This is a genomic window from Aeromonas sp. FDAARGOS 1402 (assembly GCF_019046925.1).
GTDB classification, from domain to species: Bacteria; Pseudomonadota; Gammaproteobacteria; order Enterobacterales; family Aeromonadaceae; genus Aeromonas; species Aeromonas caviae.
The window spans coordinates 1-25,790 of sequence record NZ_CP077202.1; the positions used below are offsets into that span (position 1 = coordinate 1).

The following is a 25,790-nucleotide window of genomic DNA, read 5'->3' on the forward strand; positions in this document are numbered from 1 at the left end:
CAATCAGAATTTTCCGGCAACGCCGACTCCAAGAAGTGTAATTCCAGTCTATTTCTGCCGTCAACCCCTGATTCGCGTTAATGCGACAAAGCTCAAACACATAACTCCCCACGAAGCCATATAAACTCCGATTTCGAGGTGTTATCCTGTTCCGCATAAACTTCGTTTTTGGGTATTATACCTACACCAAAGCAAGCTCAGGAGGTGAACGAGCACAGACGGCCACTGGCTGCTCCCGTTCCTGCTGCTTTGCCCAGTTAATAATCTTGGCAAGCTCCTTGGGATCCTCGATTATCGCCACAACCGACATTGTTCCCTGGCATTTTGGGCAAACAAACGGGTCAACTTCATAGACTTTCTGTAACAACCGTGCCCAACTTTGTTTGCGCAACTTGGACCAGGCATCGGAAACTTGGACAGTTTCCGGTTTCTCCTGAGGTATGGCTGGAACAATTTTGGATTCGCGTGGATGACCTTTTTGCCAACTTTCTGGGGCCAGGCTATAAATATTGGGGCGCTCTTGCCACTGCTTGCGGACTTTGCCCGCATATACGCCATAGCGACGAAGCAATTGAACCCGCCTTGGTGGTAAATGGGCCACAAGCTGGTCGACGAATTCAAAGCCTTTGAAGGTCTCTGTTTTTCCTTTGTAGAATCCCTTTGGGCTAAATAGCTGTTCCGAATAGTAGATCACCGGAGGAAGGGAACTCAGTCCAGTTTGTGCGATCTGATTAGTCGCTAAACAAAACAAGCCACACCCAAAGGACTGAGTTGATGCCTATCCTACCACCTCTGCCACGACCACAACGGCGCCGCATTCACAAAATCATCCATGCCACCCGTGATAAAGGACATGCTCGTCGCTTGATGGCCATCTTGCTGTTACATGAAGGACGCACGATCACCGATGTTCATCACCTTACCGGCGCTGCGCGCTCGACCATCGGTCGTTGGCTTCGGTGGTATCGAGATGAAGGCATAGATGCGCTAGAAGCCTTACCGGCTGGCCGTGCCCCAGTCTTACCTATCGCCAAGATTGTCACCTTACTGGTGCTGCTCATGCAGTTTTCTCCGCAAGATTTTGGTTATCAGCGCAGCCGTTGGTGTACCGAACTATTGGCTATAAAAATCAATCGGTTAACAGGGCTCAATGTGGCAGCCTCCACGCTCCGCCGATGGTTACCTCGTATGGGCATTGTCTGGCGCAGGCCCGTGCCGACCTTGCGGATAAAAGACCCAGCCTATCAGGAAAAAATGGCGAATATCGACGCCGCGCTGGCCCGCTGTGATGCCGATAATCCGGTGTTTTATGAGGATGAAGTCGATATAGACCTCAATCCCAAATTAGGAGCCGACTGGATGTTCAGAGCGCAGCAAAAGCGGGTTGTCACACCGGGGCAGAATGCCAAGCATTATCTGGCAGGCGTTCTCCACGCAGGCAACGGAAGGGTACTTTACGTCAGCGGGATCAAGAAAAACTCATCGCTGTTTATTGCCATGCTGGAAAAGCTGCGCCACCACTACCGACGAGCCAAAACCATCACGTTGATCCTCGATAACTACATCATTCACAAAAGCAAACAGACCGAGCGATGGTTGAAGAAGAATCCCAAGTTCTGCCTGGTGTTCCAGCCAGTTTACAGCCCTTGGGTTAATCACATAGAACGGCTATGGCACAAGTTACATGAAACCATCACGCGCAATCATCAATGCATAGGGATGGCAAACCTGCTGGCCCGAGTGAAACACTTCATGGATACCGTGTCTCTTTCCCGGGGAATGGCTATGGCACAGCGAAGGTGTAGCACTATTGGGATCAGTTATTTAGCTGTCCAGATTATCGTGTCGGAAGCTGGATCATACTGAATTTTTTCTGCACAGGTAGCGCCGCGAACGACATACTGGCCGAGGGCTTCTCGATCGGCCTTGTTGAATAGTCTGGTTTCGCTCTCGATGCTAAAGCCGGAATGCTTCCAGTCTCTGAGCATGTTCACTCGGGCTTGATCTATTAGGGAAGGTGCGAACAAGTCCCTGATATGAGATCATGTTTGTCATCTGGAGCCATGGAACAGGGTTCATCATGAGTCATCAACTTACCTTCGCCGACAGTGAATTCAGCAGTAAGCGCCGTCAGACCAGAAAAGAGATTTTCTTGTCCCGCATGGAGCAGATTCTGCCATGGCAAAACATGGTGGAAGTCATCGAGCCGTTTTACCCCAAGGCTGGTAATGGCCGGCGACCTTATCCGCTGGAAACCATGTTACGCATTCACTGCATGCAGCATTGGTACAACCTGAGCGATGGCGCGATGGAAGATGCTCTGTACGAAATCGCCTCCATGCGTCTGTTTGCCCGGTTATCCCTGGATAGCGCCTTGCCGGACCGCACCACCATCATGAATTTCCGCCACCTGCTGGAGCAGCATCAACTGGCCCGCCAATTGTTCAAGACCATCAATCGCTGGCTGGCCGAAGCAGGCGTCATGATGACTCAAGGCACCTTGGTCGATGCCACCATCATTGAGGCTCCCAGCTCGACCAAGAACAAAGAGCAGCAACGCGATCCGCAGATGCATCAGACCAAGAAAGGCAATCAGTGGCACTTTGGCATGAAGGCCCACATTGGTGTCGATGCCAAGAGTGGCCTGACCCACAGCCTAGTCACCACCGCGGCCAACGAGCATGACCTCAATCAGCTGGGTAATCTGCTGCATGGAGAGGAGCAATTTGTCTCAGCCGATGCCGGCTACCAAGGGGCGCCACAGCGCGAGGAGCTGGCCGAGGTGGATGTGGACTGGCTGATCGCCGAGCGCCCGGCAAGGTAAGAACCTTGAAACAGCATCCACGCAAGAACAAAACGGCCATCAACATCGAATACATGAAAGCCAGCATCCGGGCCAAGGTGGAGCACCCATTTCGCATCATCAAGCGACAGTTCGGCTTCGTAAAAGCCAGATACAAGGGGTTGCTGAAAAACGATAACCAACTGGCGATGTTATTCACGCTGGCCAACCTGTTTCGGGCGGACCAAATGATACGTCAGTGGGAGAGATCTCACTAAAAACTGGGGATAACGCCTTAAATGGCGAAGAAACGGTCTAAATAGGCTGATTCAAGGCATTTACGGGAGAAAAAATCGGCTCAAACATGAAGAAATGAAATGACTGAGTCAGCCGAGAAGAATTTCCCCGCTTATTCGCACCTTCCCTAAGAATGGTTCGATTGTTGAATACCAGTCTGTAAGGACCAAGCCTGAACCTGAGCAGGTTTTGGCTGCGGAAAAATTATATGCTCAATTGAGAAGCGGGAAGGCCGCGAGGCCGAAATTGGCTGCTAGCTTTTCCGTGAAAATACTCTTGCTCATATGGGGTAGTATTATATCAAGCGCAATGGCTGCCGGCATGCTTACTGATACATCAATAAGCAGCTTATTGTTAGCCACTTTAATGTCAGGAAGCTTAAGCTCTGTTAGTGTTTTGGCTATTCTCTCTCCTCTTGGAAGACTGGTTGAAAGAGCCAGGAATATTTCCAATAACCCATTAAGTCAATCCCTCTACACTGGGCGCACCGATGAGTTTGGCCAAATAGAGTTTGCTTTACGAATGATGCAAGCTGAAACAGGCGCCATAGTAGGTCGCATAGGTGATGCATCAAATCGGCTTAGCGAACACACCGAGGCCTACTAAAGGATATTGAGTCAAGCAATGTACTTACAGTTGAGCAGCAGGCAGAGACAGATCAAATAGCAACGGCAGTAAACCAAATGGTGGCAAGCATTCAAGAGGTTGCGAGCAATGCACAGCATGCTGCAGATGCGGCCGGAAGAGCAGACACTGAGACGGCATCTGGCCAGCGTCTGGTAGCCCACACAAGCCAGTCAATCACTGCCCTTGAAGGTGAAATTAGGCAAGCCGCTCAGGTTATTCATGAGCTTGAAGGTCAAAGTAACGAGATATCAAAAGTTCTTGACGTTATACGAGGGATCGCCGAGCAAACGAATTTGTTGGCACTCAACGCAGCAATTGAGGCCGCGCGTGCTGGTGAGCAGGGGCGTGGTTTTGCTGTTGTCGCCGATGAGGTTCGCAGTCTTGCTGCTCGCACACAGCAATCGACAACGGATATTCAAAGCATGATCAGCGCTCTACAAGAGCGAGCGCAATCCGCTGTTACAGTCATGGAGCAAAGTAGTCGGCAAGCGCACACGAGTGTAGCTCACGCAGAGGAAGCAGCTACAGCTCTTGATGGAATTGGCCAACGCGTTAACGAAATTACCGACATGAACGCGCAAATAGCGACTGCGGTCGAGCAGCAGGGAGCAGTAAGTGAAGACATAAACCGCAGTATTATCAATATACGCGATGCTGCTGATACCAATGTACAGACCGGGCAGAATAATTTGCAAAGTGCGAAATCTGTCGCTCAGTTAACTAGCGCTCTGAGCGAACTGGCAAAACAGTTTTGGGAAAAACGAGGATAACGCTTTTCAGTATCTCGACAGGGATAACTTACTTTACCATCGGTTATCCCTTTTAGCCGCACAAATTTTAGCCATGGCTTTTCAGGAAGTCAGGGCTATCAGAATGGCCTTAGAAAGCCTAGTCAAAGAGCTGTCACGAGAACACCGTTAGCTTAGCGTACGATTTTTTCCGAATTCTGCGGTTCCCCCTAGTGGCGGCCCACCGCCTGCAGTTGCCCGAGTGGGTTACCTGGCTTGGACACGAGCTCAATGGATACGGGCCGGATGATGCCATCCCAGTCTATCGGCATGTGCAAGGAGAAGTCCTGATCGATGGGCACCATGGGCTGAAGGGGGTGGTCTTTCCGTCTGCAGAGGCTGCATTTCGATGGCAACTCTGCCACTTTGACACGCCTGTTGACGAGATTGAGGGGTGGTGCGCTGAATCTGACGATATTCATATGCAATTTTCCCCGCGCGAAGCTGATGCTTTGCGGGCGGCATGTGATACGAACTGTACCCCTCTTCGTCGGTTCACGTTGGCCAGCATGAACCGGATCTTGGGGGCGGTCAGAAATCAGGTCTTGAATTGGGCACTGCAGCTTGAAAAGGAGGGGATCTTGGGGGAAGGTATGAGCTTCACTTCCCAAGAGCGGCAGCAAGCCCAGCAGGTGGCGCCGGTGACCCACATTCACATCAATGGAGATGCTCATGGTCTTCAGGTGATGCAAAACTCGCCCGGCGGTCAGCAACAGCAGACTGTGACCAGTGAACAGAAGGAAGCTGCCCTGGCGGCCTTGTTGCCGTGGCTACAACAGGTGATCGCGCAAGGGCAACTGCAGGGAGAAGCGTGTGCGGAGCTGCAGGCCGAGCTGGATACCCTCAAGGCCCAGGCCGCCTCCCCTAAGCCCAAGTGGCCGGTGATCGGCGCCGTGGCCAACAGTGTGCGGGCGATCCTGGAAGGGCCGGCAGCGGGGTACTGACGGAAACAGTGTTGGGCAGGCTGGCCGCCTTGAGCGGCAACTGAGCGATATCCGGGGGGTGGGCGGCCGCCCCGGCATTTGCGGTTTTCTGCTGGGTGAACACGGCTCACCCCCCACGCGAACGCGACCTCCATCGAGCCGTGCTATTGGCTCTCGCTCGCTCACCTTCTGTCGAACGCTACTTGATGAATTCGGCTGTCGACCCAGGCAGTCTGGCAACGAGCTCTGAGCTCCCGTTCCGGCTGGATGCCCTGGCGCCTGTCAGACAGTCTGCGTTTGGCTGGAAGTTCGCCGCCGAGTGCGTAGTCATCGAGTTTTGCTTGGAACGCGCGAAGGACGTCGTACTGTGATGGCTTTCTAGATGAGGTGCCAGCCTCCGTTTCCGCATCGTGGGCATACACCTCCGATTGTTCCGCATCGCTTGCGAGCTCACTGAGCAGGTCTTCGATACTCGGCCAATACTTGTGCTCGTATCTGTGCGTAAGGCGTATAAATTCATCCTGGGGGTACAGGGTATAGAGCGGGTTGTGCTCACCCGCACGATCAAATAGCGCCGCCAGACCGGTTTCTCTTTCACACCCAAATCCCGCTCGATTACAGATGTCCTCTCTCTCCCTCAGCAAATCACCCAAGCGAGTTGCGAGATCCGCTATGTCCTCGTTGATTTGGATGAGCCTGCCACGTTCTTCCCTAGCCTTGCGCATGTCATCTTCATCCCAGAAGGTGAATGTGCTGATCAGCGCATCCAAAAAACTCGTCACGTACCGTTCTAGGGGGAGCAGCTCGCAGAGTTCTTCATAAACGGGGGCCATGGTCCGGCTTTGCCGGAGCAGTACCCTGACCGTGGCGTTGATGGAAGGCCATATGTTGTTCTTCTCGTTGTTTTCTATCTCCTTTCTGAGAATACCTTCGCACACTTCGACGGCATCGATTCTTCTCTTGGTCATTGGGCAAGTCTCCTTCATTGAGTCCATGCCTATGGTACTTATGGCAGGAGCCATGTCGGTATCTATAAGAAAAAACAATCAGAAGAAATAGATACCAGCCTGCCAGCTACTATGATCAGTTGCATAGCCAGCTTGACGCGCTGACCTGCTCTCCGACCCGTTTTGCACTATTGGTCAGTGGCCAAAGCCCGCCCCCAATCGGGTCAGCGAGGGCGAGCGGGGTCCGCCCCGCTTGCAGCGCTGCAAGCGAGCAGGCCAAATCGGGTACACTGGGGCTCTTTTGTCGCCTAGGAGCGCCTCGATGCCTGCCCTACTCCCTGAACTCATCGCCCAGGCCAGCGATCCAGCCGTCAAGACCGCCGATCTGCTGCGCAAGGCCAAGGTGATCGCCCACCGGTGCCAGCTATCCGACCAGTTAGCCTGGATCGACCTGGAGCTGCGGGGCTACCGTGAGTCAGATCCTCTTCCTCTATACCGTTTTATCCGTGCCCCGGTGTACCTGCGGGATGTCCAGACAGGCAAATTGACTGATCTGTTTACGTTCCAAGCTGACGGTGAGATTCCCGCTCAGGCTCACCTCTGTTTTGATTCGATCAGCAAGTTGGAGGTTCTGGGGTCACAAGGCTCCCTCTATGTGCAACTCCCCTCTGGGCATCGCGTTTACGATGGCTTGTCAGCGAAAGCCCGCGATCAGTACCAGGTCGTGCATCAACTGGACGCATCACAACTGCATGCCGTCGTAGTTCAAGTCCGTGACAAGGTGTTGGACTGGGCACTCGAGCTGACCAAGGCCGGGATCGAGGGGGACGAGATGCCCTCCCTACCCCAGCCGTTGGTACCGGTGACCGTTCACATCGAGGGCGGAGTCCACGGTGGCCAAGTCATGGTGAGCTCGCCGGGAGGCCAGCAACAGCAAACCGTCACCGGCGAGCAGAAGGCCGCTTGCCCGTCCGGGTTGGCGCAGGGGAACGCGGATGCACCACTGCAGCCGGCAGACCGCGACACGCGGCAGAACGAGCAGGACACCCTCAAGCCCCAGGCCGCCACCGCCAAACGGAAATGGCCGCTGATCGTCGTGCTGGCCGGTAGTAGCGTGCTGGCCGTGCTGCAAGGCGCCGGCGGCGGGGTGCTGAGCGAGCTGGTGCTGAAGTGGCTGGCCAGCTTGAGCGGCGGCTGATCGCTATCGGTCGGGGTATGAACGGGGCTGCGGCCCCGCTTTGTTTTCTGGGCCAACGGCCAAAGTGCCTGGGAAAATGGAAGCTGCCGCGCTGCTGAAATGATGGCATCTGTTCTGCGTCGTGATCGTAGCATTTCGGTGAGTTGAACATCACGTGATAGCGAGGTTTGTATGTTCGTATCAAAGCAGGACTGGATCGCGATAGACGGTGAAGTGGTTGCCGTGTCGCTGCAAGGCAAAGGATCTTCAGTGAAAGTGGTCGGTCTGTTCAGAGGACACTGGATCACCGGCACAGGCTGCACAGAGTCAGCCGCCAAATCATGTTGGAAAAGGAAAGCCGAGTACGAGGCAAATCGTTAAGGGTGAATATCCCTGACCGTCCAGTGCAGATCTGGAGCGCCGATCATATACCTTACTTTAAACGGGTTATGTGATCCGTTATTGAATGACCAAGCCCCGCGTTTGCGGGGCTTAGTTTTCTTGGTCAGCGGCCAAAGCCCGCCCTCAAACCAGCCAGCGAGGGCAAGCGGGATCCTCACCGCTTGCAGGGCGGCTAAACTAGAGACTCTATCGTCGCCCAGGAGCACTCTATGCCCGCCCTCATCCCCGAACTGATTACCCTGGCCAGCGATCCGGGGGGGGCCACCTCTGATCTGGTGCGCCGCGCCCTGGTGGCCGCCAGCCGACTGCAGCAGACCGAGGCGGCCGCTTGGCTACAGCACGAGCTCGATGGCTACGACACCTTTGATGAGCTGCCGGCCTACCGGCGCCCCCGTGGCGTCTTGTATGCCATCCACCCAGGCGGGGACACCACTCCCTTGCTGGTCGAGGATGGAGGGGTAGCAGAACGCCTGTCGATTACCCCCTTGAACAACCCGCTGCGGGAGCTCGAAACATTGATGGCCGCCGGCGCGTCTGTGCGTTTTCGGCGGCCGCCTGATGAGGTACTGCATATCCAGCAGATACTGAGCACTAACTTGGAGCCGGTGATTGCACTGACTCATGGCCAACTTGCCGGCTGCCTCGATGCGATAAAGAACCGGGTGTTGAACTGGGCGTTAGCCTTGGAGGCGGCTGGGATCCAGGGGGAAGGGATGACATTCACCGCCCAGGAGCAGCAACAGGCGCAGCAGGTGCCCTCGATGAGCATTCACATTGGGGGGAATGCCACCGGTGTACAAGTCCAGCTGAACTCGCCTTGGGGCCAGCAACAGCAGACGGTGACCGGCGAGCATAAAACCGAGGCGCTGGCTGCCTTGTTGCCGTGGCTGCAGCAGGTGATAGACGAGGGGAAACTCTCGCCACCGGTGCAGGCCGAGCTGCAGGCCAACCTGACTGCCCTACAGGCGCTGGCCAATGCCTCTACGCAGAGCTGGCCGGTGATTGGGACGCTGACCAACAGTGTGCGGGGGATCTTGGAAGGGGCTGGCGGCGGGGTGCTGGCTGCGCAGGCACTGGGGTGGCTGGCCACCTTGAGCGGCAGCTGATCGATATCGGAGGGCATGGGCGGGGCTGCAGCCCCGCTTTGTTTTCTGGGCCAACGGCCAAAGCCAAACTGAAATCCAGTCAGAGCGGACCGGCTGGATCCGACCCGCTTGCAGCGTTGCAACTAACCGGGCCAGATCGGGTACACTGGGCCTCCCTCGTCGCCCAGGAGCACCTCGATGTCCACCTCGCTATCTGACCTGATTGCCCTGGTCGGTGATCCGGCAGTTAAGACCACCGATCTGCTCCGCAAGGCCAAGGTGGTCGCCCGTATGCTAAAACAGGCTGAGTGGGCTACCTGGATCGACCATGAGCTGCGGGGCTATCCGGATGATGCCAAGCTGCCCTCCTATCGTGTCATACGTTGTGAGTTGAAAGCTCGGAATCCCTTTCGAGGGCTGATCCCAATCATCATCAACCACCCTGAATTCGCAGAAGTTGTCTCGACATGCAGCATTGGTCAGCCCATCAGCGGGTTGGAGGACGTGGCTATTCCCGGGAAAAATGTGAGCATGGTTCTCCCGCCGGAGATGATGGCCATGCTGATGCAAGACCTGAATATCTCAATGGAGCCAGTACGGGTGGTTGGCGGCAATCAGATCCGCGCACTTGTTGATGCGGTCCGGGACCAACTGTTGACCTGGGCGCTCGACCTGGTTGAGGCCGGGATCGAGGGGGATGAAATGCCCTCCTCACCCCAGCCGCTGGCGCCGGTTACCATTCGCATCGAGGGCGGGTTCAACGGTGGTCAACTGATGGTGAGCTCGCCCGGGGGCCAGCAACAGCAAACCATCACCGGCGAGCAGCAGGCTACGGACCAGCCTGGGGTGGCGCAGGAGATGCCACTGCAGCTGGCAAACGGCAATGTGCTTCAGAGCGAGCTGGATACTACTAAGGCCCAGACCGCCGCCCCCAAGTGGAAATGGCCGGTGATCGCTGCGGTGGCCAGCACTGTTGTGGCGATTCTGGAAGGCGCCGGCGGCGGAGTTCTGAGCGAACTGGTGCTGAAGTGGCTGGCAACCCTTAACGGCCACTGAGCAAGTCCGGCAGAGGCAGCAGGCCACGTTTTCTTCGTGCGGCGGGTGGCGTTGCGAGATACAAGCCAGATCAACTGGTGCCGCCCATATTGTGGGCGCGGGGAATACTTCGTAGATAAACAGGGCTGGTCAAGTATTGGGGGGCGAGTGATGTGATACCAGCGTGAGAATTATATTTTATCTGCATGATTTATCTGTAATTTATGAAAAATGTTGGGGGGCATGGCGTATAATGTCAACACGGGCACAAGAGCGAGTCTTTATGGCTAGCCAAGAGGCCAATAACCCACAGGTGAACGGATTCGCCTGATTTGATATGGAGATCTATATGCTATCAAGCATGATTATCGCTAGCGGTTTGATGCTGATCTGCGTGTATCAAGTGAAGATTTCTCTTCACTTTCACCTACACGTAGGCCAGTGAAACTGGTTCAAAAAGTGACTTTTTGGAGGGAGGCTTCGGCCTCCCTTTTTTTTGACTCGGAGCGGATCCTCTCCGCTTGTAGCACTACAACCCGCACGACCGAACCCGGGTATAATGAGGACCCAATATCGCCCAGGAACGCATTGATGCCCGCCCTTATCCCTCAACTAATCACCATGGCCAGTAATCCCGAAGTCAAGACAACCGATCTACTGCGAAACGCACTGGTGGCCGCACGTAAGCTCAAGCAGCCTGACTGGATTAGCTGGATCAAAAACGAACTTGATGGCTACCCAGAGTCGGCTGTTATCCCTCCGTACCGGATTTTGACGGGGCAACTCTACGCCATTAACCCGGGGAAAGGTCTTGTACTGCTACCGGTCATGAATGCAGAGCTTCACGAGGTGATGACAACATGTCCCTTCTATTACCCCATCGATGGAGTGGAACCATTGGCTTCAGGGACAGAATACGTAGTGTTGCCCATGGACCCGTCTCAATCGAAGATGGTAGCGGCTCTCTATAAAATGCCAATCGCACCACAAGTTCGATTTGGAGCAAACCAGGTCCAGCGTTTGATCGGCGCGGTGCGTACTAAGGTCCTTGAATGGGCACTCGATCTGGATGAGTTGGGGATCCAGGGTGAAGGGATGAGCTTTACAACCCAGGAGCAGAAGCAGGCGGAATCGGTGACCAATATTTTCATTGGGGGGGATGTCATCGGAGGTCAAATGATGTTGGGCTCGCCCGGCGGCCAACAAAAACAGACGGTGACAGGCGAGCAGAAGACCGAGGCGCTGGCGGCTTTGTTGCCGTGGCTGCAGCAGGTGATCGCGCAAGGGCAGCTGCAGGGAGAGGCGTGTGCAGAGCTGCAGGCCGATCTGGACACCCTCAAGGCCCAGGCCGCCTCCCCTAACCCCAAATGGCCAGTGATCGGCGCCGTGGTCGGCAGTTTGCGGACGCTCCTGGAGAGCGCCGGCGGAGGGATACTGACGGCGCAGGCACAGAGTTGGATGGCAACCTTGAGGGGTGGCTAATTCGATCAGGAAACTCTGCACATTTGTAGGGGGGCAGTGCCCCCCCATACATTGCTGCTTTGCCTCGCTTAGGGCAACCTAAGTTGATGTTGATGCTGTTGCTCCTGTTCATGATATTCGGTATCCTGCAGTTGTCCTCGGTGCCCACGTGGGGACAGGCCGCCCGGCCAGGCACCAACTTCAACTCTCCCTGCATTCTGCAGGTACCCCACCTGTCATATATCACCCAAGCCCTAGTTGGCTGATTCTGCATGTCCGTTCACCGGAATTTCTCCGGCGTCAGCGCACATGCAGAAACAGCCCAAGGCTGTCTTATGGCACTCGGTCCGCAATGTGCCACTCGTGACCAACATCAACCCGGGCGTAAAGCCCAATTTCAACGAGGTCCAATTTATGAACCAAGCAATCGATGATGTGCTTTTCGCTCATGCGATGGCTCAAGTATTCCCACATATTGATAAACAACAGTGGCTTTCTGCGTACCAAGATCTTCTGAATTCTGTCAAATCAGGCGATTCCCTATGTAGCTATGTGCCTAGCGAAACCTATGAAAACCTCGCTCTTCCAGAGCTTCTAAGGGTCGTTGAGAGTATCGCGTCGTTAATGCGGAACGCAGTAATCGAGGTCATTGCTCTCAGAGACGGAAAATTTCGGATACCGGCAGTCACTGCCGGCCGTATCTGTCACGTGCTGGAAATCAGCATGCCTGAAACCGTCGGAGATTATGACTGCGCATATGACGTCCCGGAGTGGGATTGGGTGCGTGAGCACGCCTCCTTCTCTCATAAGGGCAACCATCACCATGACAACCCAACTTATGAGTTTCTTTTTAATATGGCGAACTACGACGCCCTCGATGAAGGAGTAATCCCAGAACGATTGTGGCCGGTGTTCAGAGATGCCAGCAAAATCGGAGCAGGATATGTTCTTTTCCATAACGAATAGGTCGTCAGTCTGATTTTTTGGGCGGCTATACCTCTATTTCATCAACTAGGCCAACGGCCTTTCGCCTCAACATTCGTTTTGAAGGCTTAACCAGCCCTCTGGGCTTTTGGAATACAAATGCACAACTCATTGCAAGAAACAGCTACTAACACAATGGCTACCAAACCGATGTTCGATAGCACCATGGGTTACCTGCTTGTTAACACTTGGCAATTGCACTTACGCGACCTCTCAATCACGACAGGGGGGGCAAGCGATATAATGGATGCCTTGGTCACTGCCTGTGGCAAAACCTCAGCCTGGCTTGTTGAGCTAGTTGATTACACCCGTCTTGGATGCATCTTCGACTACGATCATGCGAATAACAATGATGGAGATTGCTTGGCTCAAGTTATTCTCGAGTCTGTACTGAATATAGAGTCAGATCAGAATCTGCGTAAGGCGGTACTGAACTGGCTCAGAGTAAAAGGTTTACCTCTCATTGAGGCCTGATCAACATTGGATGCAGTGATAGACTGATATCCAAGAGAGAGCCCCGCATTGCGGGGCTTTTTTATGTCGTGAGTAGGCAGTGATAACCACTAGGTGGTGCCATAGGGTGGTGGGACTTGCAGAGTAGAGCCGGACGAAGGATGTGGCCAAAACAGAAATCTCAACCAACATTCCTATATCCTTAAATGCTACAAGACACCAACCTGCTGAACCGGTGTTCATTTCGTGTAGCCCGAGAACTAAATTAGGATCTCATTTTTCTCTCTTTCTCTTCATTTTCTCCCCCTTTCTCTTCGCGCGAACGCGGCACAGCAGAAGTGTCGGTTCGAGGTCTAACCTGGCACTCGGGGGCAGGTATAGAACAAAATAGCCCAGGGGGAGCTCACAGCCCGAAGGGCTGTGCTCTGGTTGAAAATAGTCACTAGGAATGTTGGTTGAGAAAGTGCCCTCTACTGGTCATAATAACACCAGCTTGAAACCCTCGATGGAATGCCTCATGAATAAACACGAACTGGCTGCACAGCTCCGCGTTCTGGAGCGGCGTCAACACCAGCTGTTGGCCATGCTGCGAGACTTTATAGACGATAGCGAGCTCATCCAAGGCAGCACCTTTGCCCTCCCCCCGCACGATCCGAGGCAGGATACCCGCCACGACACTCCCTCTATTACGGTGACTCCCGCTCACGGTCTTGAGGCTCTGTATGCTGCTCACCATGCCTGGGGCCATCTCTACGCTGACGCTGGTGAAAACACTCGCCTAGTGTACCGCTTGCCGGGAGCAATTCAGATTCACTCCAGGCACAGCGAGGAGCTGTTCGGTATAATTGAGGCCATAAATGCAGACCGAAAAACCTTCCGAGACTTGGTGACAAACTCAGGTCCGATACTCGGGGGACCCAATACCCGGTGGGAGTTCCTGCATAGCAAAGGCATGTTCGAGGGGTTGATCACTTTGCAGTTTTACCGACAAATCACAATCGCCGGCGACACGGCCCGGTCAATTTCGTTCTGTTGGGCTCATAAAAACACCATGCAGAGAATGACCAAACAACAGATCATCGGTACGCTCAGAGCATCACAGGACTCACCCCCGCGCCATGTACTCGATCCAGCTGGTTGGGTCGCACAGCTAGAGGATGAAATTGTGCTGCTATCCGCCCTCTCCGATGATGCTCGCCTTGTCATCCGGCGCCCCAATCCAGTCCACCCACAAGCCTGGTTGGTGGAAGGAAACAGTCGTCGTATGCAAGTAGCATCGACCCCGGTTCTCATTCTCGGAGCTCAGAAAGTGAAGATCGGTCTTCTAAAGAACTACGACATCACCCAAAAACGCCCTCCGCGGCAAGCAAAAACAACCGCCAATGAGCCGCTTATCTCGCGCCTCTGGCTTTACCAGGAGCAGTAGAAAATCATGAGCATCGCATTTGGCCCTCTACGAGGCTTTGTCGTTGGTACAGTGATCAATGATACAGGTCCCATCGGCACCATCGCAGACATCTCCGGCGTCGATTACTTCATTACCCCTCAAAACTGGCTGGGGGAGACCCCCCCCGAAGTCGGCATGATCGTAGAGTTCAGCGCACGAGCCATACAAAAAGGGTATCTGGCGGTCAACATCAAGCCAATCAACGCAACAACCTTATGTACCCCAGGTATGAGTGCCACCAAACTAGAGATGATTGAAGCCGACCGGCGGGCAGAACGAGCACGGCAGCACATCACTAGGCTGCGCCAGTTTGTCTTCGATATGGGTTACTCTCCAGAGCAAGCGATCCTGGAAGTATTCGACATCACCCCTCCAACAGGCATCATTATTCCAGACGGGCCCAGCGACCGTGACCTGCAGTTTATGGAACTGCTGACGCATAATCGCTCACCCAAAGACAAGCATGAAACAAGCCGCAGACTGTGCCAGGCATTTTGCCTCAGCTTCAACGCCTTGATTGGCTTTATGCGCGGTAGTATCACTTATCGCGTCGCGTTGGATCGGGCCGAGCGTGATAGGCAAGAACGTTCCCGCCGACATTTACCAAACAGTGAACAGAGCCATCCCCTGCCCCTGGAGGGGAAACAAGAACCCGGGATGATCAAGAAATTGGTTACAAACATCATGGGCAATAAATAACTGTCGTTGCATGGCGACCGCATATAGGCTAACTTAGCCAAAGTGCTCATTCTCCTTCGGTTTATCCGCATAGCACACGCAGAAATGCATCGGAGTCACCTCAATCACAAAACGCAGCCTTGGCTGCGTTTTGTCGTTCTCAGACTGTCATGTTTGGCCTGAGCACACTCACATGTGCACAGCCCAAACCGCTCTCTCCCGAGAGTGAGTTGACAGGCGATGGCATAACCAGCCTGTACCGCTAACCGCGGCTGCCAACCTCCAATCCGCCCATCTGGGCTACCTCAACCAGGCCTTTCGGCCAAGGATCTCATTATGTGGATCAACATTGTTTTAGCACTTGAAGTCGTCGGCTTAGCCTTTGCAATTCGTTTCTGGTTTATGTGCCGGGAGGATGCAGCCGCTTTTGAGCGGTCACGCATCCTGCGAATTAAGGCCCGAAGTTAAAAAACAAAAAACCACGCCCATAGGCGTGGTTTTTTTTTGCCCGCAGCTCAGTAGTCAGGGTCTTCAATCGTTCGCTCCAACTCTTCATCATAAGGCATGTCATACTCTGGGGTGTCCATCGGCATAGGGGGAATATCTAGATGACCAGCTGAAGTTCGCGATAGTTCCTCACGAATTTCAAGCTCCCTATTCTGCATTCGATAGGTTAACTTCTTCTGTTCTTCCATTGCTTCTAATTCAGCCCGTTCTTTGTCAAGAGCCCGATAATGACTGTCAATCACCCCCTTTCCGATTACAAATGCATATTTCGGGATGATCTGGCCAGCGATTTCGGCATGAGTCGGCCACCCATTTCGGTATCATCCGGCCACTGATTTCGGCTTCATCCGGCCACCTGTTTCGGTATCGTCCGGCCAGTTTGTTCTTCCTTCGTTTTACGGTCTTTGGCATAACAGTTTTTTAACTGTTTGCCGGAGTAGTCATGACACGTAAAAAGAAAATGGTAAGGACAGATATGCAAACTTATCTGGATATATTCCGCCTCAAATTTGAGGCCAAGTTAAGTGACAGGCAAATCTCTCAGGCGCTAAATATTGGCCGGGCAACCATCAGTGATTTGGTTATCCGCTTTAACAACTTAGGCCTCAGTTGGCCGCTGGCAGCCGACTATCCGCTTGATAGCCTCGACAAACAGTTATTTCCTGGCCGTGATTACAGTACGCAGCGGGTCTTGCCGTCGTGGGTGCAGGTACATCTTGAGCTGCGTAGAAAAGGCGTCACCAAACTGCTGTTATGGCAGGAGTATCAGGCAGAGCACGGCAGTAAAGCACTTGGCTACACGCAGTACTGTGAACATTACCGGCGTTGGTGTGCTGTACAAAAACGCTCGATGCGACAGCATCATGAAGCCGGTGAGAAGCTGTTTATCGACTTCTGTGGCCCGACAGTGCCGATTGTGAACCCAGAAACAGGTGAGATAAAACCGGCCGCTATCTTCGTCGCCACCCTGGGCGCATCTAACTACACCTATATTGAAGCCTGTAAAGGTCAGGATAGGGAATCCTGGCTGATGGCGAACAGTCGTTGCCTGACCTTTTTAGGTGGCGTACCCGCATTATTGATACCCGACAATCTCAAAGCGGCGGTTGATAAAGCGGATAAGTTCGAGCCGGTGATTAACGACAATTACAAAGCGCTGGCCAGACATTATGGCTGTGCGTTGATGCCGACCCGACCACGCAAACCGCAGGATAAAGGCAAAGTCGAATCGGCTGTGCTGATTGTGGAACGCTGGGTATTAGCCCGGCTGCGCCATCAGGTATTTCACTCACTGGCAGCGTTAAATCAGGCCATCCGCGCATTGAATACAGAACTCAATCAGCGGCCAATGAAGCATTACAACGGTGCCAGCCGTGAGCAGTTGTTTAACTTGCTCGATGCGCCTGCATTACAACCACTGCCGCCTTACGCTTATGAGTACACCGATTATCGCATTGCCAAAGTCGCCAAAGACTACCACGTACAATACGACTATCACTGGTACTCGGTGCCACACCGTTTAGTCGGTGAGCGGGTTGAAATCAGTGCAACGCAGACGCTGATAAAGGTTTACCATCAGGCGAAATGCGTCGCTCAGCATCCGCGCAGCTATACCCGCTACCGGCACACGACTGATATAGCGCATATGCCAGAAAACCATGCTGCCCATCTGGAATGGAGCCCTGAGCGCATTCGCAGCTGGGCAACCCATATCGGCACTAACACGCTGGCGGTGGTCTTAGCGGTTGAGCGTAACAAAGACCATCTTATCCAAGCGCAGCGCACCTGCCTGGGACTCCTGAGCGAGCAAAAGCGCTATGGCAGTGACCGGCTGGAAAAGGCCTGCGCACTGGCCATCAGTCGCCAACTACCTTATATACCGGTCATCAAAAAGCTACTGAAAAACGGTGAAGATATGCGCTGGCAACCGGATGAAACTAAAACCATTATCCCTGGCACACACACCAACATCCGTGGCTCAAAATACTACCAATAAGGACCACCAATGGACTCACTGCTTATCCAACTGCGCCAGCTTAAGCTGGCGGCCATGGCCAGTGCGCTGGAGCAACAACGTCTTGCGCCCCATACCTATGCCGAACTTAGCTTCGATGAACGATTGGGATTGCTGGTCGAGCAAGAACATCTGGCGCGGGATAACACCCGCTTACAACGCTTGCGCAAACAAGCCAATCTGCGCCTTAAAGCGACACCAGAAGGCTTACGCTATCCGGCAAAGCGCGGCTTGCGAGCTGAACAAATTACACCACTTATGCAAGGACATCACCTGACGTACCACCAGAATATCTTGATAACCGGGCCCACCGGCAGCGGCAAAACCTATCTTGCCTGCGCCTTAGGTGAGCAAGCTTGCCGACAGAATAAACGCGTGCTGTATTACCGGTTAGGTCGGTTACTGGAAAGCCTGAAAATGGGGCATGCTGATGGTAGCTATCTGAAACAACTGGTACAGCTACAAAAGGTAGATATGTTGATCCTAGATGATTGGGGCCTTGAGGGATTTAAAGGTAAACAAGTCAGCGATTTACTGGACGTCATTGAAGATCGCTACGAGCAACGCAGCACAATCATCGTCAGTCAGTTACCGGTCTCGGAGTGGTACGGCTTAATGGATAATCCAACTGTTGCAGATGCGCTGTTAGACAGAGTGATCCACAATGCCCACCGACTGGAATTAACAGGTGAGTCACAACGTAAAAAAACACTGGTTCAGGGTGAAGAAGTCGGGTAAAAAGAGAGGATAAACGAAGGTCAGATCATGCTGGCCGGATCACACCGAAACGCCTGGCCGGATGAAACCGGAACAGGTGGCCGGACAAACCGAAATACGCACCTGTGGATGAATAGCTTTTTTTTTGGGAGGACACTGTGATGCTAGCTTTTGTTTTCACCTAAATCCTGTTTGCTGCATAAAAAATTTCAAGAGCTAAACAGGAGTAAATAAAAATGAGTTTAATTATTAAAGCGAGAAACATACGCTTGGATTATGCTGGGCGTGATGTTTTGGATATTGATGAATTGGAAATTCACTCTTATGACCGTATTGGTCTTGTGGGTGATAACGGAGCAGGAAAGAGTAGTTTACTCAAAGTACTTAATGGCGAAATTGTTTTAGCCGAAGCGACATTACAGCGTTTTGGTGATTTTGCACATATCAGCCAACTGGGCGGAATCGAAATAGAAACGGTCGAAGACCGGGCAATGTTATCTCGCCTTGGTGTTTCCAATGTACAAAACGACACAATGAGTGGCGGAGAGGAAACTCGTGCAAAAATTGCTGCCGCATTTTCCCAACAAGTACATGGCATTCTAGCGGATGAACCAACCAGCCACCTTGATCTCAATGGAATAGATCTACTTATTGGTCAACTTAAAGCATTTGATGGAGCATTACTTGTTATCAGTCATGACCGATATTTTCTTGATATGGTTGTAGACAAGATATGGGAGTTAAAAGACGGTAAAATTACGGAATATTGGGGTGGTTACTCGGATTACTTGCGTCAAAAAGAAGAAGAGCGACAACACCAAGCCGTAGAATATGAGCTGATGATGAAGGAACGGGAGCGATTAGAATCTGCTGTGCAAGAAAAACGCCAGCAAGCTAATCGATTAGACAATAAGAAAAAAGGAGAAAAATCCAAAAACTCTACCGAAAGTGCTGGACGACTTGGGCATGCAAAAATGACTGGCACCAAGCAAAGAAAACTGTATCAGGCAGCTAAGAGTATGGAAAAGCGTTTGGCTGCATTAGAAGATATTCAAGCACCAGAGCATTTGCGTTCTATTCGTTTTCGTCAAAGTTCAGCCCTAGAACTGCACAATAAGTTCCCGATTACGGCAGATGGTCTGAGCTTAAAATTTGGTAGCCGTACTATCTTTGATGACGCTAACTTTATAATACCGCTTGGCGCTAAAGTCGCTATAACTGGATCGAATGGAACAGGGAAAACGTCCTTGTTAAAAATGATATCAGAACGTGCTGATGGATTAACCATATCTCCAAAAGCTGAAATTGGCTACTTTACACAAACAGGATATAAATTTAACACGCATAAATCTGTGCTCTCCTTTATGCAGGAAGAGTGCGAGTACACAGTTGCGGAAATTCGTGCAGTATTGGCTTCAATGGGGATCGGAGCGAATGATATTCAAAAAAACTTATCCGACTTATCGGGAGGTGAAATCATCAAACTGCTTTTATCCAAAATGCTTTTAGGAAAATATAATATTTTGCTTATGGATGAACCAGGAAACTATCTTGACCTAAAAAGTATTGCCGCATTAGAAACAATGATGAAGTCCTATGCAGGAACTATTATCTTCGTATCTCATGACAAGCAATTGGTCGATAATATTGCTGACATTATCTACGAGATCAAAGACCACAAAATCATCAAGACTTTTGAGAGAGATTGTTAATGATAGCCAATCTAATCCGAACATTAATTATTGAACTCTTTAAAGGAAATTAAAAATGACAATTCAAGATATTCAATCACTTGCTGAAGCACACGGCTTGTTGCTTACGGACAAAATGAATTTCAATGAAATGGGCATTGATTTTAAGGTCGTTTTTGCTCTTGATACAAAGGGGCAACAATGGTTGCTGCGTATTCCTCGTCGTGATGGCATGAGGGAACAAATCAAGAAAGAAAAACGCATTTTAGAATTGGTAAAAAAACATCTTTCTGTAGAGGTTCCTGATTGGAGAATTTCATCTACAGAATTAGTGGCTTATCCCATACTTAAAGATAATCCTGTTTTAAATTTGGATGCTGAAACCTATGAAATAATTTGGAATATGGACAAAGATAGCCCGAAATACATAACATCTTTGGCAAAAACCTTATTTGAAATCCATAGTATTCCTGAAAAAGAAGTTCGGGAAAATGATTTGAAAATTATGAAACCTTCAGATTTAAGACCTGAAATAGCAAACAATTTGCAGTTAGTAAAATCTGAAATTGGTATAAGTGAGCAATTGGAAACCCGCTACAGAAAATGGTTGGATAATGATGTTCTATGGGCAGATTTCACCCAATTTATACATGGCGATTTATATGCTGGGCATGTACTAGCTTCAAAGGATGGAGCTGTTTCAGGCGTTATTGATTGGTCAACAGCCCATATAGATGACCCAGCGATTGATTTTGCTGGGCATGTAACTTTGTTTGGAGAAGAAAGCCTCAAAACTCTAATCATCGAGTATGAAAAACTAGGGGGTAAAGTTTGGAATAAACTATATGAACAGACTTTAGAAAGAGCAGCGGCCTCTCCTTTGATGTATGGTTTATTTGCCTTAGAAACTCAAAATGAAAGCCTTATCGTTGGAGCAAAAGCTCAGTTGGGAGTTATATAATTTAAAAATATGATTGCTGAGAACTGCCTTGTTTTGAAACTTGGTTGGCTTTAATTAGTTTTTAGTATTCTTTATAGAAAATGCCTCGATCAAGGGGCATTTCTAACAATCATTTAACATAAAATTTCTTATACGAAATGCTTGATATTTCTCTTTAAATATCATTATATTAACGTAAGCCGTTCTGGAGTATAGGGCACCAGAACGGCTTTTTATTGATTATTCATGTTCCACGATCACTAATTGAGCGATGTTCCACGGTTTTATTCAGTTTTAATAAACATCATCCGGTTTTTTGAGGAGTCATTATTTCAAGTGCTTGCACTGAAATTGGCTCTTCAAAAAACTGGAGTCTTGGCTAACCATATGGAAGGAAAAAGCGGCTTAGGAAGCCTCTCTTCTTCTGTTCTGGTTCAACATGCTCCGGGATAGGAATACGCTTATTGTCTTGCTGAGGAGTAGTCAATTCGTCATAGTTCGTTGCTAGTTCCGACCGAGGATCCGTTGCTATATCCTGTTTAAAGCTCTGATCGGTAAAGGTAGTCATATTGGCTTTTGGTGCTTCTAGTAAGCGCTGCATAGCTTCAATCTGTTCTTGATAAAACGATTCACGTTCTAAAGATTGATTTTCTCTCTGTATTGCCTGATTTAATTGTTTTTCCAGTATGTCAACTTGACGTTTTAGTAAGTTGCATATTTCGGGATGATCTGGCCAGCGATTTCGGCATGAGTCGGCCACCCATTTCGGTATCATCCGGCCACTGATTTCGGCTTCATCCGGCCACCTGTTTCGGTATCGTCCGGCCAGTTTGTTCTTCCTTCGTTTTACGGTCTTTGGCATAACAGTTTTTTAACTGTTTGCCGGAGTAGTCATGACACGTAAAAAGAAAATGGTAAGGACAGATATGCAAACTTATCTGGATATATTCCGCCTCAAATTTGAGGCCAAGTTAAGTGACAGGCAAATCTCTCAGGCGCTAAATATTGGCCGGGCAACCATCAGTGATTTGGTTATCCGCTTTAACAACTTAGGCCTCAGTTGGCCGCTGGCAGCCGACTATCCGCTTGATAGCCTCGACAAACAGTTATTTCCTGGCCGTGATTACAGTACGCAGCGGGTCTTGCCGTCGTGGGTGCAGGTACATCTTGAGCTGCGTAGAAAAGGCGTCACCAAACTGCTGTTATGGCAGGAGTATCAGGCAGAGCACGGCAGTAAAGCACTTGGCTACACGCAGTACTGTGAACATTACCGGCGTTGGTGTGCTGTACAAAAACGCTCGATGCGACAGCATCATGAAGCCGGTGAGAAGCTGTTTATCGACTTCTGTGGCCCGACAGTGCCGATTGTGAACCCAGAAACAGGTGAGATAAAACCGGCCGCTATCTTCGTCGCCACCCTGGGCGCATCTAACTACACCTATATTGAAGCCTGTAAAGGTCAGGATAGGGAATCCTGGCTGATGGCGAACAGTCGTTGCCTGACCTTTTTAGGTGGCGTACCCGCATTATTGATACCCGACAATCTCAAAGCGGCGGTTGATAAAGCGGATAAGTTCGAGCCGGTGATTAACGACAATTACAAAGCGCTGGCCAGACATTATGGCTGTGCGTTGATGCCGACCCGACCACGCAAACCGCAGGATAAAGGCAAAGTCGAATCGGCTGTGCTGATTGTGGAACGCTGGGTATTAGCCCGGCTGCGCCATCAGGTATTTCACTCACTGGCAGCGTTAAATCAGGCCATCCGCGCATTGAATACAGAACTCAATCAGCGGCCAATGAAGCATTACAACGGTGCCAGCCGTGAGCAGTTGTTTAACTTGCTCGATGCGCCTGCATTACAACCACTGCCGCCTTACGCTTATGAGTACACCGATTATCGCATTGCCAAAGTCGCCAAAGACTACCACGTACAATACGACTATCACTGGTACTCGGTGCCACACCGTTTAGTCGGTGAGCGGGTTGAAATCAGTGCAACGCAGACGCTGATAAAGGTTTACCATCAGGCGAAATGCGTCGCTCAGCATCCGCGCAGCTATACCCGCTACCGGCACACGACTGATATAGCGCATATGCCAGAAAACCATGCTGCCCATCTGGAATGGAGCCCTGAGCGCATTCGCAGCTGGGCAACCCATATCGGCACTAACACGCTGGCGGTGGTCTTAGCGGTTGAGCGTAACAAAGACCATCTTATCCAAGCGCAGCGCACCTGCCTGGGACTCCTGAGCGAGCAAAAGCGCTATGGCAGTGACCGGCTGGAAAAGGCCTGCGCACTGGCCATCAGTCGCCAACTACCTTATATACCGGTCATCAAAAAGCTACTGAAAAACGGTGAAGATATGCGCTGGCAACCGGATGAAACTAAAACCATTATCCCTGGCACACACACCAACATCCGTGGCTCAAAATACTACCAATAAGGACCACCAATGGACTCACTGCTTATCCAACTGCGCCAGCTTAAGCTGGCGGCCATGGCCAGTGCGCTGGAGCAACAACGTCTTGCGCCCCATACCTATGCCGAACTTAGCTTCGATGAACGATTGGGATTGCTGGTCGAGCAAGAACATCTGGCGCGGGATAACACCCGCTTACAACGCTTGCGCAAACAAGCCAATCTGCGCCTTAAAGCGACACCAGAAGGCTTACGCTATCCGGCAAAGCGCGGCTTGCGAGCTGAACAAATTACACCACTTATGCAAGGACATCACCTGACGTACCACCAGAATATCTTGATAACCGGGCCCACCGGCAGCGGCAAAACCTATCTTGCCTGCGCCTTAGGTGAGCAAGCTTGCCGACAGAATAAACGCGTGCTGTATTACCGGTTAGGTCGGTTACTGGAAAGCCTGAAAATGGGGCATGCTGATGGTAGCTATCTGAAACAACTGGTACAGCTACAAAAGGTAGATATGTTGATCCTAGATGATTGGGGCCTTGAGGGATTTAAAGGTAAACAAGTCAGCGATTTACTGGACGTCATTGAAGATCGCTACGAGCAACGCAGCACAATCATCGTCAGTCAGTTACCGGTCTCGGAGTGGTACGGCTTAATGGATAATCCAACTGTTGCAGATGCGCTGTTAGACAGAGTGATCCACAATGCCCACCGACTGGAATTAACAGGTGAGTCACAACGTAAAAAAACACTGGTTCAGGGTGAAGAAGTCGGGTAAAAAGAGAGGATAAACGAAGGTCAGATCATGCTGGCCGGATCACACCGAAACGCCTGGCCGGATGAAACCGGAACAGGTGGCCGGACAAACCGAAATACGCAAGTGCCGATGAATTGGGACATGAGCTACCCAGAGATGGCGAAAGCGATTCAAGGGCAATTGCAGGCACTAGATCTTGATTCAGCCGAAGCATCTGCACAGGTTGAAGGGTTGTATTGCATGATGGAGCTGATCGCGCTCATCAATCAAAAGCAACCAGGGGATAACCAGGCTAAGCAGCGGCATGTTCAGAGAGGTGCATTCAAAAAGTGAAAAAACCTGAACCCAGATTGGATCGTGAGGCTGTCATCTCCACAATTGGTACATATATCAAGTTACGAGAGAGCAACGAGGTGCTTGCATCGAGTAATCTTGAAATGATTGTTGCTCGTGTTACCCCCTTTATTGATGAACCAGATGCCGTTGCCCTGATCGAAAAATTCATGTCGGCTCGGCACACTTCATCTACGCGCATGCTGACCGATATTTACGATCTTTTGTCTACAACAGGTTGGCAAGTATCGATAGGCCCCTTGATATCAGGTTCCCGATAATATAAGGGCCCATTATGGGCCCTCTTCATTAAATACGATATAGGAAAGTTCCTCTCCTGGCACAGCACTCATACCGTCGCCAAAGTGTGTAGAGGTAATTATGGGTTGGAGAAAAGTCATCCTCGCTGTACTTGTACTCCTCGCTCGAATCTGCAGGGAATGCCTTACATCCAGTCTTACCGCGTGGATAGTTTCTTTGCCATTTGGCCGTTTCATCATCTCCTTCACGGGGAGGGACTGGAGCCCATACTTTGGCAGAACCAGCAGTGTCTGGTAATTTCTGATATATGTGTGCATTCAATGATGTGACAATATCAGCGGCCCGCTGGGCAATTACTGTTGAACCGGTATATCTGTTCGGATTAACGATGGAACCAATTCTGGGGAATATGTGCCCGAAGCGTTCACTCGACTGAACTATGTCGCCATACCCGCCGAGTGCGCTTCCTACAGCCCCGCTAAGTGCATCTCCGCTCTTTGCAAAGATCTTGCGATTGAAGTTGGATGGAAGTACCAATAATGGGGCTTCCAGAAGTCCCATCCGCCACTCCGGATCAAGAGTCGAAACGAAGTAAGGGTTGAACGGCATGACATCACTATTACAAAATCCAGACAAACTCAACATGCTTCCCACGAGATCCCTGAAACCGAGTAAGGCAGGGTTTCCATAGACATTCGTATCGAAGAAGTTCTTATTCGTTGCAGTACCAGTAGGCGATCCGCGGACGCCAGTCCCGACATCGAACCCATGATTCAGACCCCTTGCTAGTGGATCTGTTACTTGTGACATTGGTTTCGTCAACCAGGTGAGTGGGTAGGCCTCCCTATTTGATACTGTCTCGACTATGACATCTGGGTTGTAATGACTGACCACACTAGATGTTCTGACCCTACAATATGGGCCGGCACAGTGAAGCCAGAAGCATACTCCTTTGATTTTGTAGTCGACACATGAAAGGTCCATTGTGTCCGTTATTAGATCGAATATTTCGACCTTCTTATCACCATGAGGAAGAGTGTTATTGGCGTCCATGGCCAT

General features: G+C 51.1%; 26 protein-coding genes and 1 pseudogene. 22 read left to right on the plus strand and 5 right to left on the minus strand.

Annotation, left to right across the window (positions count from 1 at the left end; translation table 11 throughout):
• Nucleotides 1-181 precede the first annotated feature (181 nt).
• Nucleotides 182-694: a transposase gene (locus I6L32_RS21435; protein WP_254203908.1), complete on the minus strand. Its 513-nt coding sequence runs from the start codon at nt 692-694 to the stop codon at nt 182-184.
• Nucleotides 695-774: 80 nt separating this feature from the next.
• Between I6L32_RS21435 and I6L32_RS21440 the strand changes: the two are divergent.
• From I6L32_RS21440 to I6L32_RS23560, 5 genes and pseudogenes are all read left to right on the plus strand, one after another.
• Nucleotides 775-1,805: pseudogene (locus tag I6L32_RS21440) on the plus strand (IS630-like element ISAhy2 family transposase).
• A 275-nt stretch (nt 1,806-2,080) separates the two neighbouring features.
• Nucleotides 2,081-3,060 (plus strand): IS5-like element IS5 family transposase gene (locus I6L32_RS21445; protein WP_026141915.1). Its coding sequence is split into 2 segments (ribosomal slippage): nt 2,081-2,816 and nt 2,816-3,060, totalling 981 coding nucleotides; the frame shifts between segments, so codons are not numbered across the junction.
• A 385-nt stretch (nt 3,061-3,445) separates the two neighbouring features.
• Nucleotides 3,446-3,685, plus strand: a complete 240-nt coding sequence (locus I6L32_RS23240) for a HAMP domain-containing protein (RefSeq protein ID WP_254203911.1) — start codon at nt 3,446-3,448, stop codon at nt 3,683-3,685.
• A 77-nt stretch (nt 3,686-3,762) separates the two neighbouring features.
• Nucleotides 3,763-4,476: a methyl-accepting chemotaxis protein gene (locus tag I6L32_RS23245; RefSeq protein WP_234922909.1), complete on the plus strand. Its 714-nt coding sequence runs from the start codon at nt 3,763-3,765 to the stop codon at nt 4,474-4,476.
• A gap of 176 nt (nt 4,477-4,652) precedes the next feature.
• Nucleotides 4,653-5,438 (plus strand): hypothetical protein, encoded by a 786-nt coding sequence (locus I6L32_RS23560; RefSeq protein ID WP_302056400.1) that lies wholly within the window; start codon nt 4,653-4,655, stop codon nt 5,436-5,438.
• 161 nt (nt 5,439-5,599) lie between these two features.
• Here I6L32_RS23560 and I6L32_RS21460 read toward each other — a convergent pair whose 3' ends face one another.
• Nucleotides 5,600-6,385: a hypothetical protein gene (locus I6L32_RS21460; protein ID WP_216945315.1), complete on the minus strand. Its 786-nt coding sequence runs from the start codon at nt 6,383-6,385 to the stop codon at nt 5,600-5,602.
• Nucleotides 6,386-6,686: 301 nt separating this feature from the next.
• Here I6L32_RS21460 and I6L32_RS21465 point away from each other — a divergent pair, with 301 nt between their 5' ends.
• The 9 genes from I6L32_RS21465 (at nt 6,687) to I6L32_RS23565 (ending at nt 15,554) form a co-directional block, all read left to right on the plus strand.
• Complete coding sequence (locus tag I6L32_RS21465; protein ID WP_210538245.1) at nt 6,687-7,562, plus strand: hypothetical protein; 876 nt, start codon at nt 6,687-6,689, stop codon at nt 7,560-7,562.
• Nucleotides 7,563-8,152: 590 nt separating this feature from the next.
• Complete coding sequence (locus I6L32_RS21470; protein ID WP_246876657.1) at nt 8,153-9,049, plus strand: hypothetical protein; 897 nt, start codon at nt 8,153-8,155, stop codon at nt 9,047-9,049.
• A 177-nt stretch (nt 9,050-9,226) separates the two neighbouring features.
• Entirely contained in the window at nt 9,227-10,084 is an 858-nt protein-coding gene (locus tag I6L32_RS21475; protein WP_210538246.1) for a hypothetical protein, read from the plus strand.
• Nucleotides 10,085-10,654: 570 nt separating this feature from the next.
• Nucleotides 10,655-11,545 carry a hypothetical protein gene (locus I6L32_RS21480; RefSeq protein WP_210538247.1) on the plus strand — a complete coding sequence of 297 codons (891 nt, stop codon included), beginning with the start codon at nt 10,655-10,657 and terminating at the stop codon, nt 11,543-11,545.
• A 342-nt stretch (nt 11,546-11,887) separates the two neighbouring features.
• The gene (locus I6L32_RS21485) at nt 11,888-12,490 is read left to right on the plus strand and encodes a hypothetical protein (protein ID WP_210538248.1); all 603 of its coding nucleotides are present in this window, start codon (nt 11,888-11,890) and stop codon (nt 12,488-12,490) included.
• Between the two features lie 117 nt (nt 12,491-12,607).
• Entirely contained in the window at nt 12,608-12,982 is a 375-nt protein-coding gene (locus tag I6L32_RS21490; RefSeq protein WP_210538249.1) for a hypothetical protein, read from the plus strand.
• Nucleotides 12,983-13,478: 496 nt separating this feature from the next.
• Nucleotides 13,479-14,387, plus strand: coding sequence for a DNA replication terminus site-binding protein (locus I6L32_RS21495; protein WP_210538250.1), 909 nt, complete (start codon nt 13,479-13,481; stop codon nt 14,385-14,387).
• 6 nt (nt 14,388-14,393) lie between these two features.
• Nucleotides 14,394-15,107 (plus strand): hypothetical protein, encoded by a 714-nt coding sequence (locus I6L32_RS21500; RefSeq protein WP_210538251.1) that lies wholly within the window; start codon nt 14,394-14,396, stop codon nt 15,105-15,107.
• Nucleotides 15,108-15,422: 315 nt separating this feature from the next.
• Nucleotides 15,423-15,554 carry a hypothetical protein gene (locus I6L32_RS23565; protein ID WP_265216449.1) on the plus strand — a complete coding sequence of 44 codons (132 nt, stop codon included), beginning with the start codon at nt 15,423-15,425 and terminating at the stop codon, nt 15,552-15,554.
• A gap of 47 nt (nt 15,555-15,601) precedes the next feature.
• Here the strand turns inward: I6L32_RS23565 and I6L32_RS21505 are convergent, their stop codons facing one another.
• Complete coding sequence (locus I6L32_RS21505) at nt 15,602-15,835, minus strand: hypothetical protein (protein WP_216945317.1); 234 nt, start codon at nt 15,833-15,835, stop codon at nt 15,602-15,604.
• 200 nt (nt 15,836-16,035) lie between these two features.
• On the opposite strand from I6L32_RS21505, the gene istA (I6L32_RS21510) reads away from it, so the two are divergent.
• From istA (I6L32_RS21510) to I6L32_RS21525, 4 genes are all read left to right on the plus strand, one after another.
• A complete protein-coding gene (gene istA / locus I6L32_RS21510) occupies nt 16,036-17,589 on the plus strand; it encodes an IS21 family transposase (RefSeq protein ID WP_216944339.1) in 1,554 nt (517 codons plus the stop codon).
• A 9-nt stretch (nt 17,590-17,598) separates the two neighbouring features.
• Nucleotides 17,599-18,345 carry an IS21-like element helper ATPase IstB gene (gene istB, locus I6L32_RS21515; RefSeq protein WP_008950208.1) on the plus strand — a complete coding sequence of 249 codons (747 nt, stop codon included), beginning with the start codon at nt 17,599-17,601 and terminating at the stop codon, nt 18,343-18,345.
• Between the two features lie 215 nt (nt 18,346-18,560).
• Nucleotides 18,561-20,036: an ABC-F type ribosomal protection protein Msr(E) gene (gene msr(E) / locus I6L32_RS21520; RefSeq protein WP_000052512.1), complete on the plus strand. Its 1,476-nt coding sequence runs from the start codon at nt 18,561-18,563 to the stop codon at nt 20,034-20,036.
• Between the two features lie 55 nt (nt 20,037-20,091).
• Entirely contained in the window at nt 20,092-20,976 is an 885-nt protein-coding gene (locus tag I6L32_RS21525; RefSeq protein ID WP_000155092.1) for an Mph(E) family macrolide 2'-phosphotransferase, read from the plus strand.
• Nucleotides 20,977-21,334: 358 nt separating this feature from the next.
• Here I6L32_RS21525 and I6L32_RS21530 read toward each other — a convergent pair whose 3' ends face one another.
• Nucleotides 21,335-21,817, minus strand: a complete 483-nt coding sequence (locus I6L32_RS21530; protein WP_254203910.1) for a plasmid replication DNA-binding protein — start codon at nt 21,815-21,817, stop codon at nt 21,335-21,337.
• Between the two features lie 31 nt (nt 21,818-21,848).
• On the opposite strand from I6L32_RS21530, the gene istA (I6L32_RS21535) reads away from it, so the two are divergent.
• The 4 genes from istA (I6L32_RS21535) to I6L32_RS21550 are packed head-to-tail and all read left to right on the plus strand — an operon-like array spanning nt 21,849 to nt 24,751.
• Entirely contained in the window at nt 21,849-23,402 is a 1,554-nt protein-coding gene (istA, locus tag I6L32_RS21535; RefSeq protein WP_216944339.1) for an IS21 family transposase, read from the plus strand.
• Between the two features lie 9 nt (nt 23,403-23,411).
• On the plus strand, nt 23,412-24,158 hold the full coding sequence (gene istB / locus I6L32_RS21540; RefSeq protein ID WP_008950208.1) for an IS21-like element helper ATPase IstB: 747 nt from the start codon (nt 23,412-23,414) through the stop codon (nt 24,156-24,158).
• Between the two features lie 27 nt (nt 24,159-24,185).
• Complete coding sequence (locus I6L32_RS21545; RefSeq protein WP_216945319.1) at nt 24,186-24,470, plus strand: hypothetical protein; 285 nt, start codon at nt 24,186-24,188, stop codon at nt 24,468-24,470.
• Complete coding sequence (locus I6L32_RS21550) at nt 24,467-24,751, plus strand: hypothetical protein (protein ID WP_216945321.1); 285 nt, start codon at nt 24,467-24,469, stop codon at nt 24,749-24,751. The genes I6L32_RS21545 and I6L32_RS21550 overlap by 4 nt, the downstream gene beginning before the upstream one ends.
• A 28-nt stretch (nt 24,752-24,779) precedes the next feature.
• Here I6L32_RS21550 and I6L32_RS21555 read toward each other — a convergent pair whose 3' ends face one another.
• On the minus strand, nt 24,780-25,784 hold the full coding sequence (locus I6L32_RS21555; protein WP_210537792.1) for a TraU family protein: 1,005 nt from the start codon (nt 25,782-25,784) through the stop codon (nt 24,780-24,782).
• Nucleotides 25,785-25,790 lie beyond the last annotated feature (6 nt).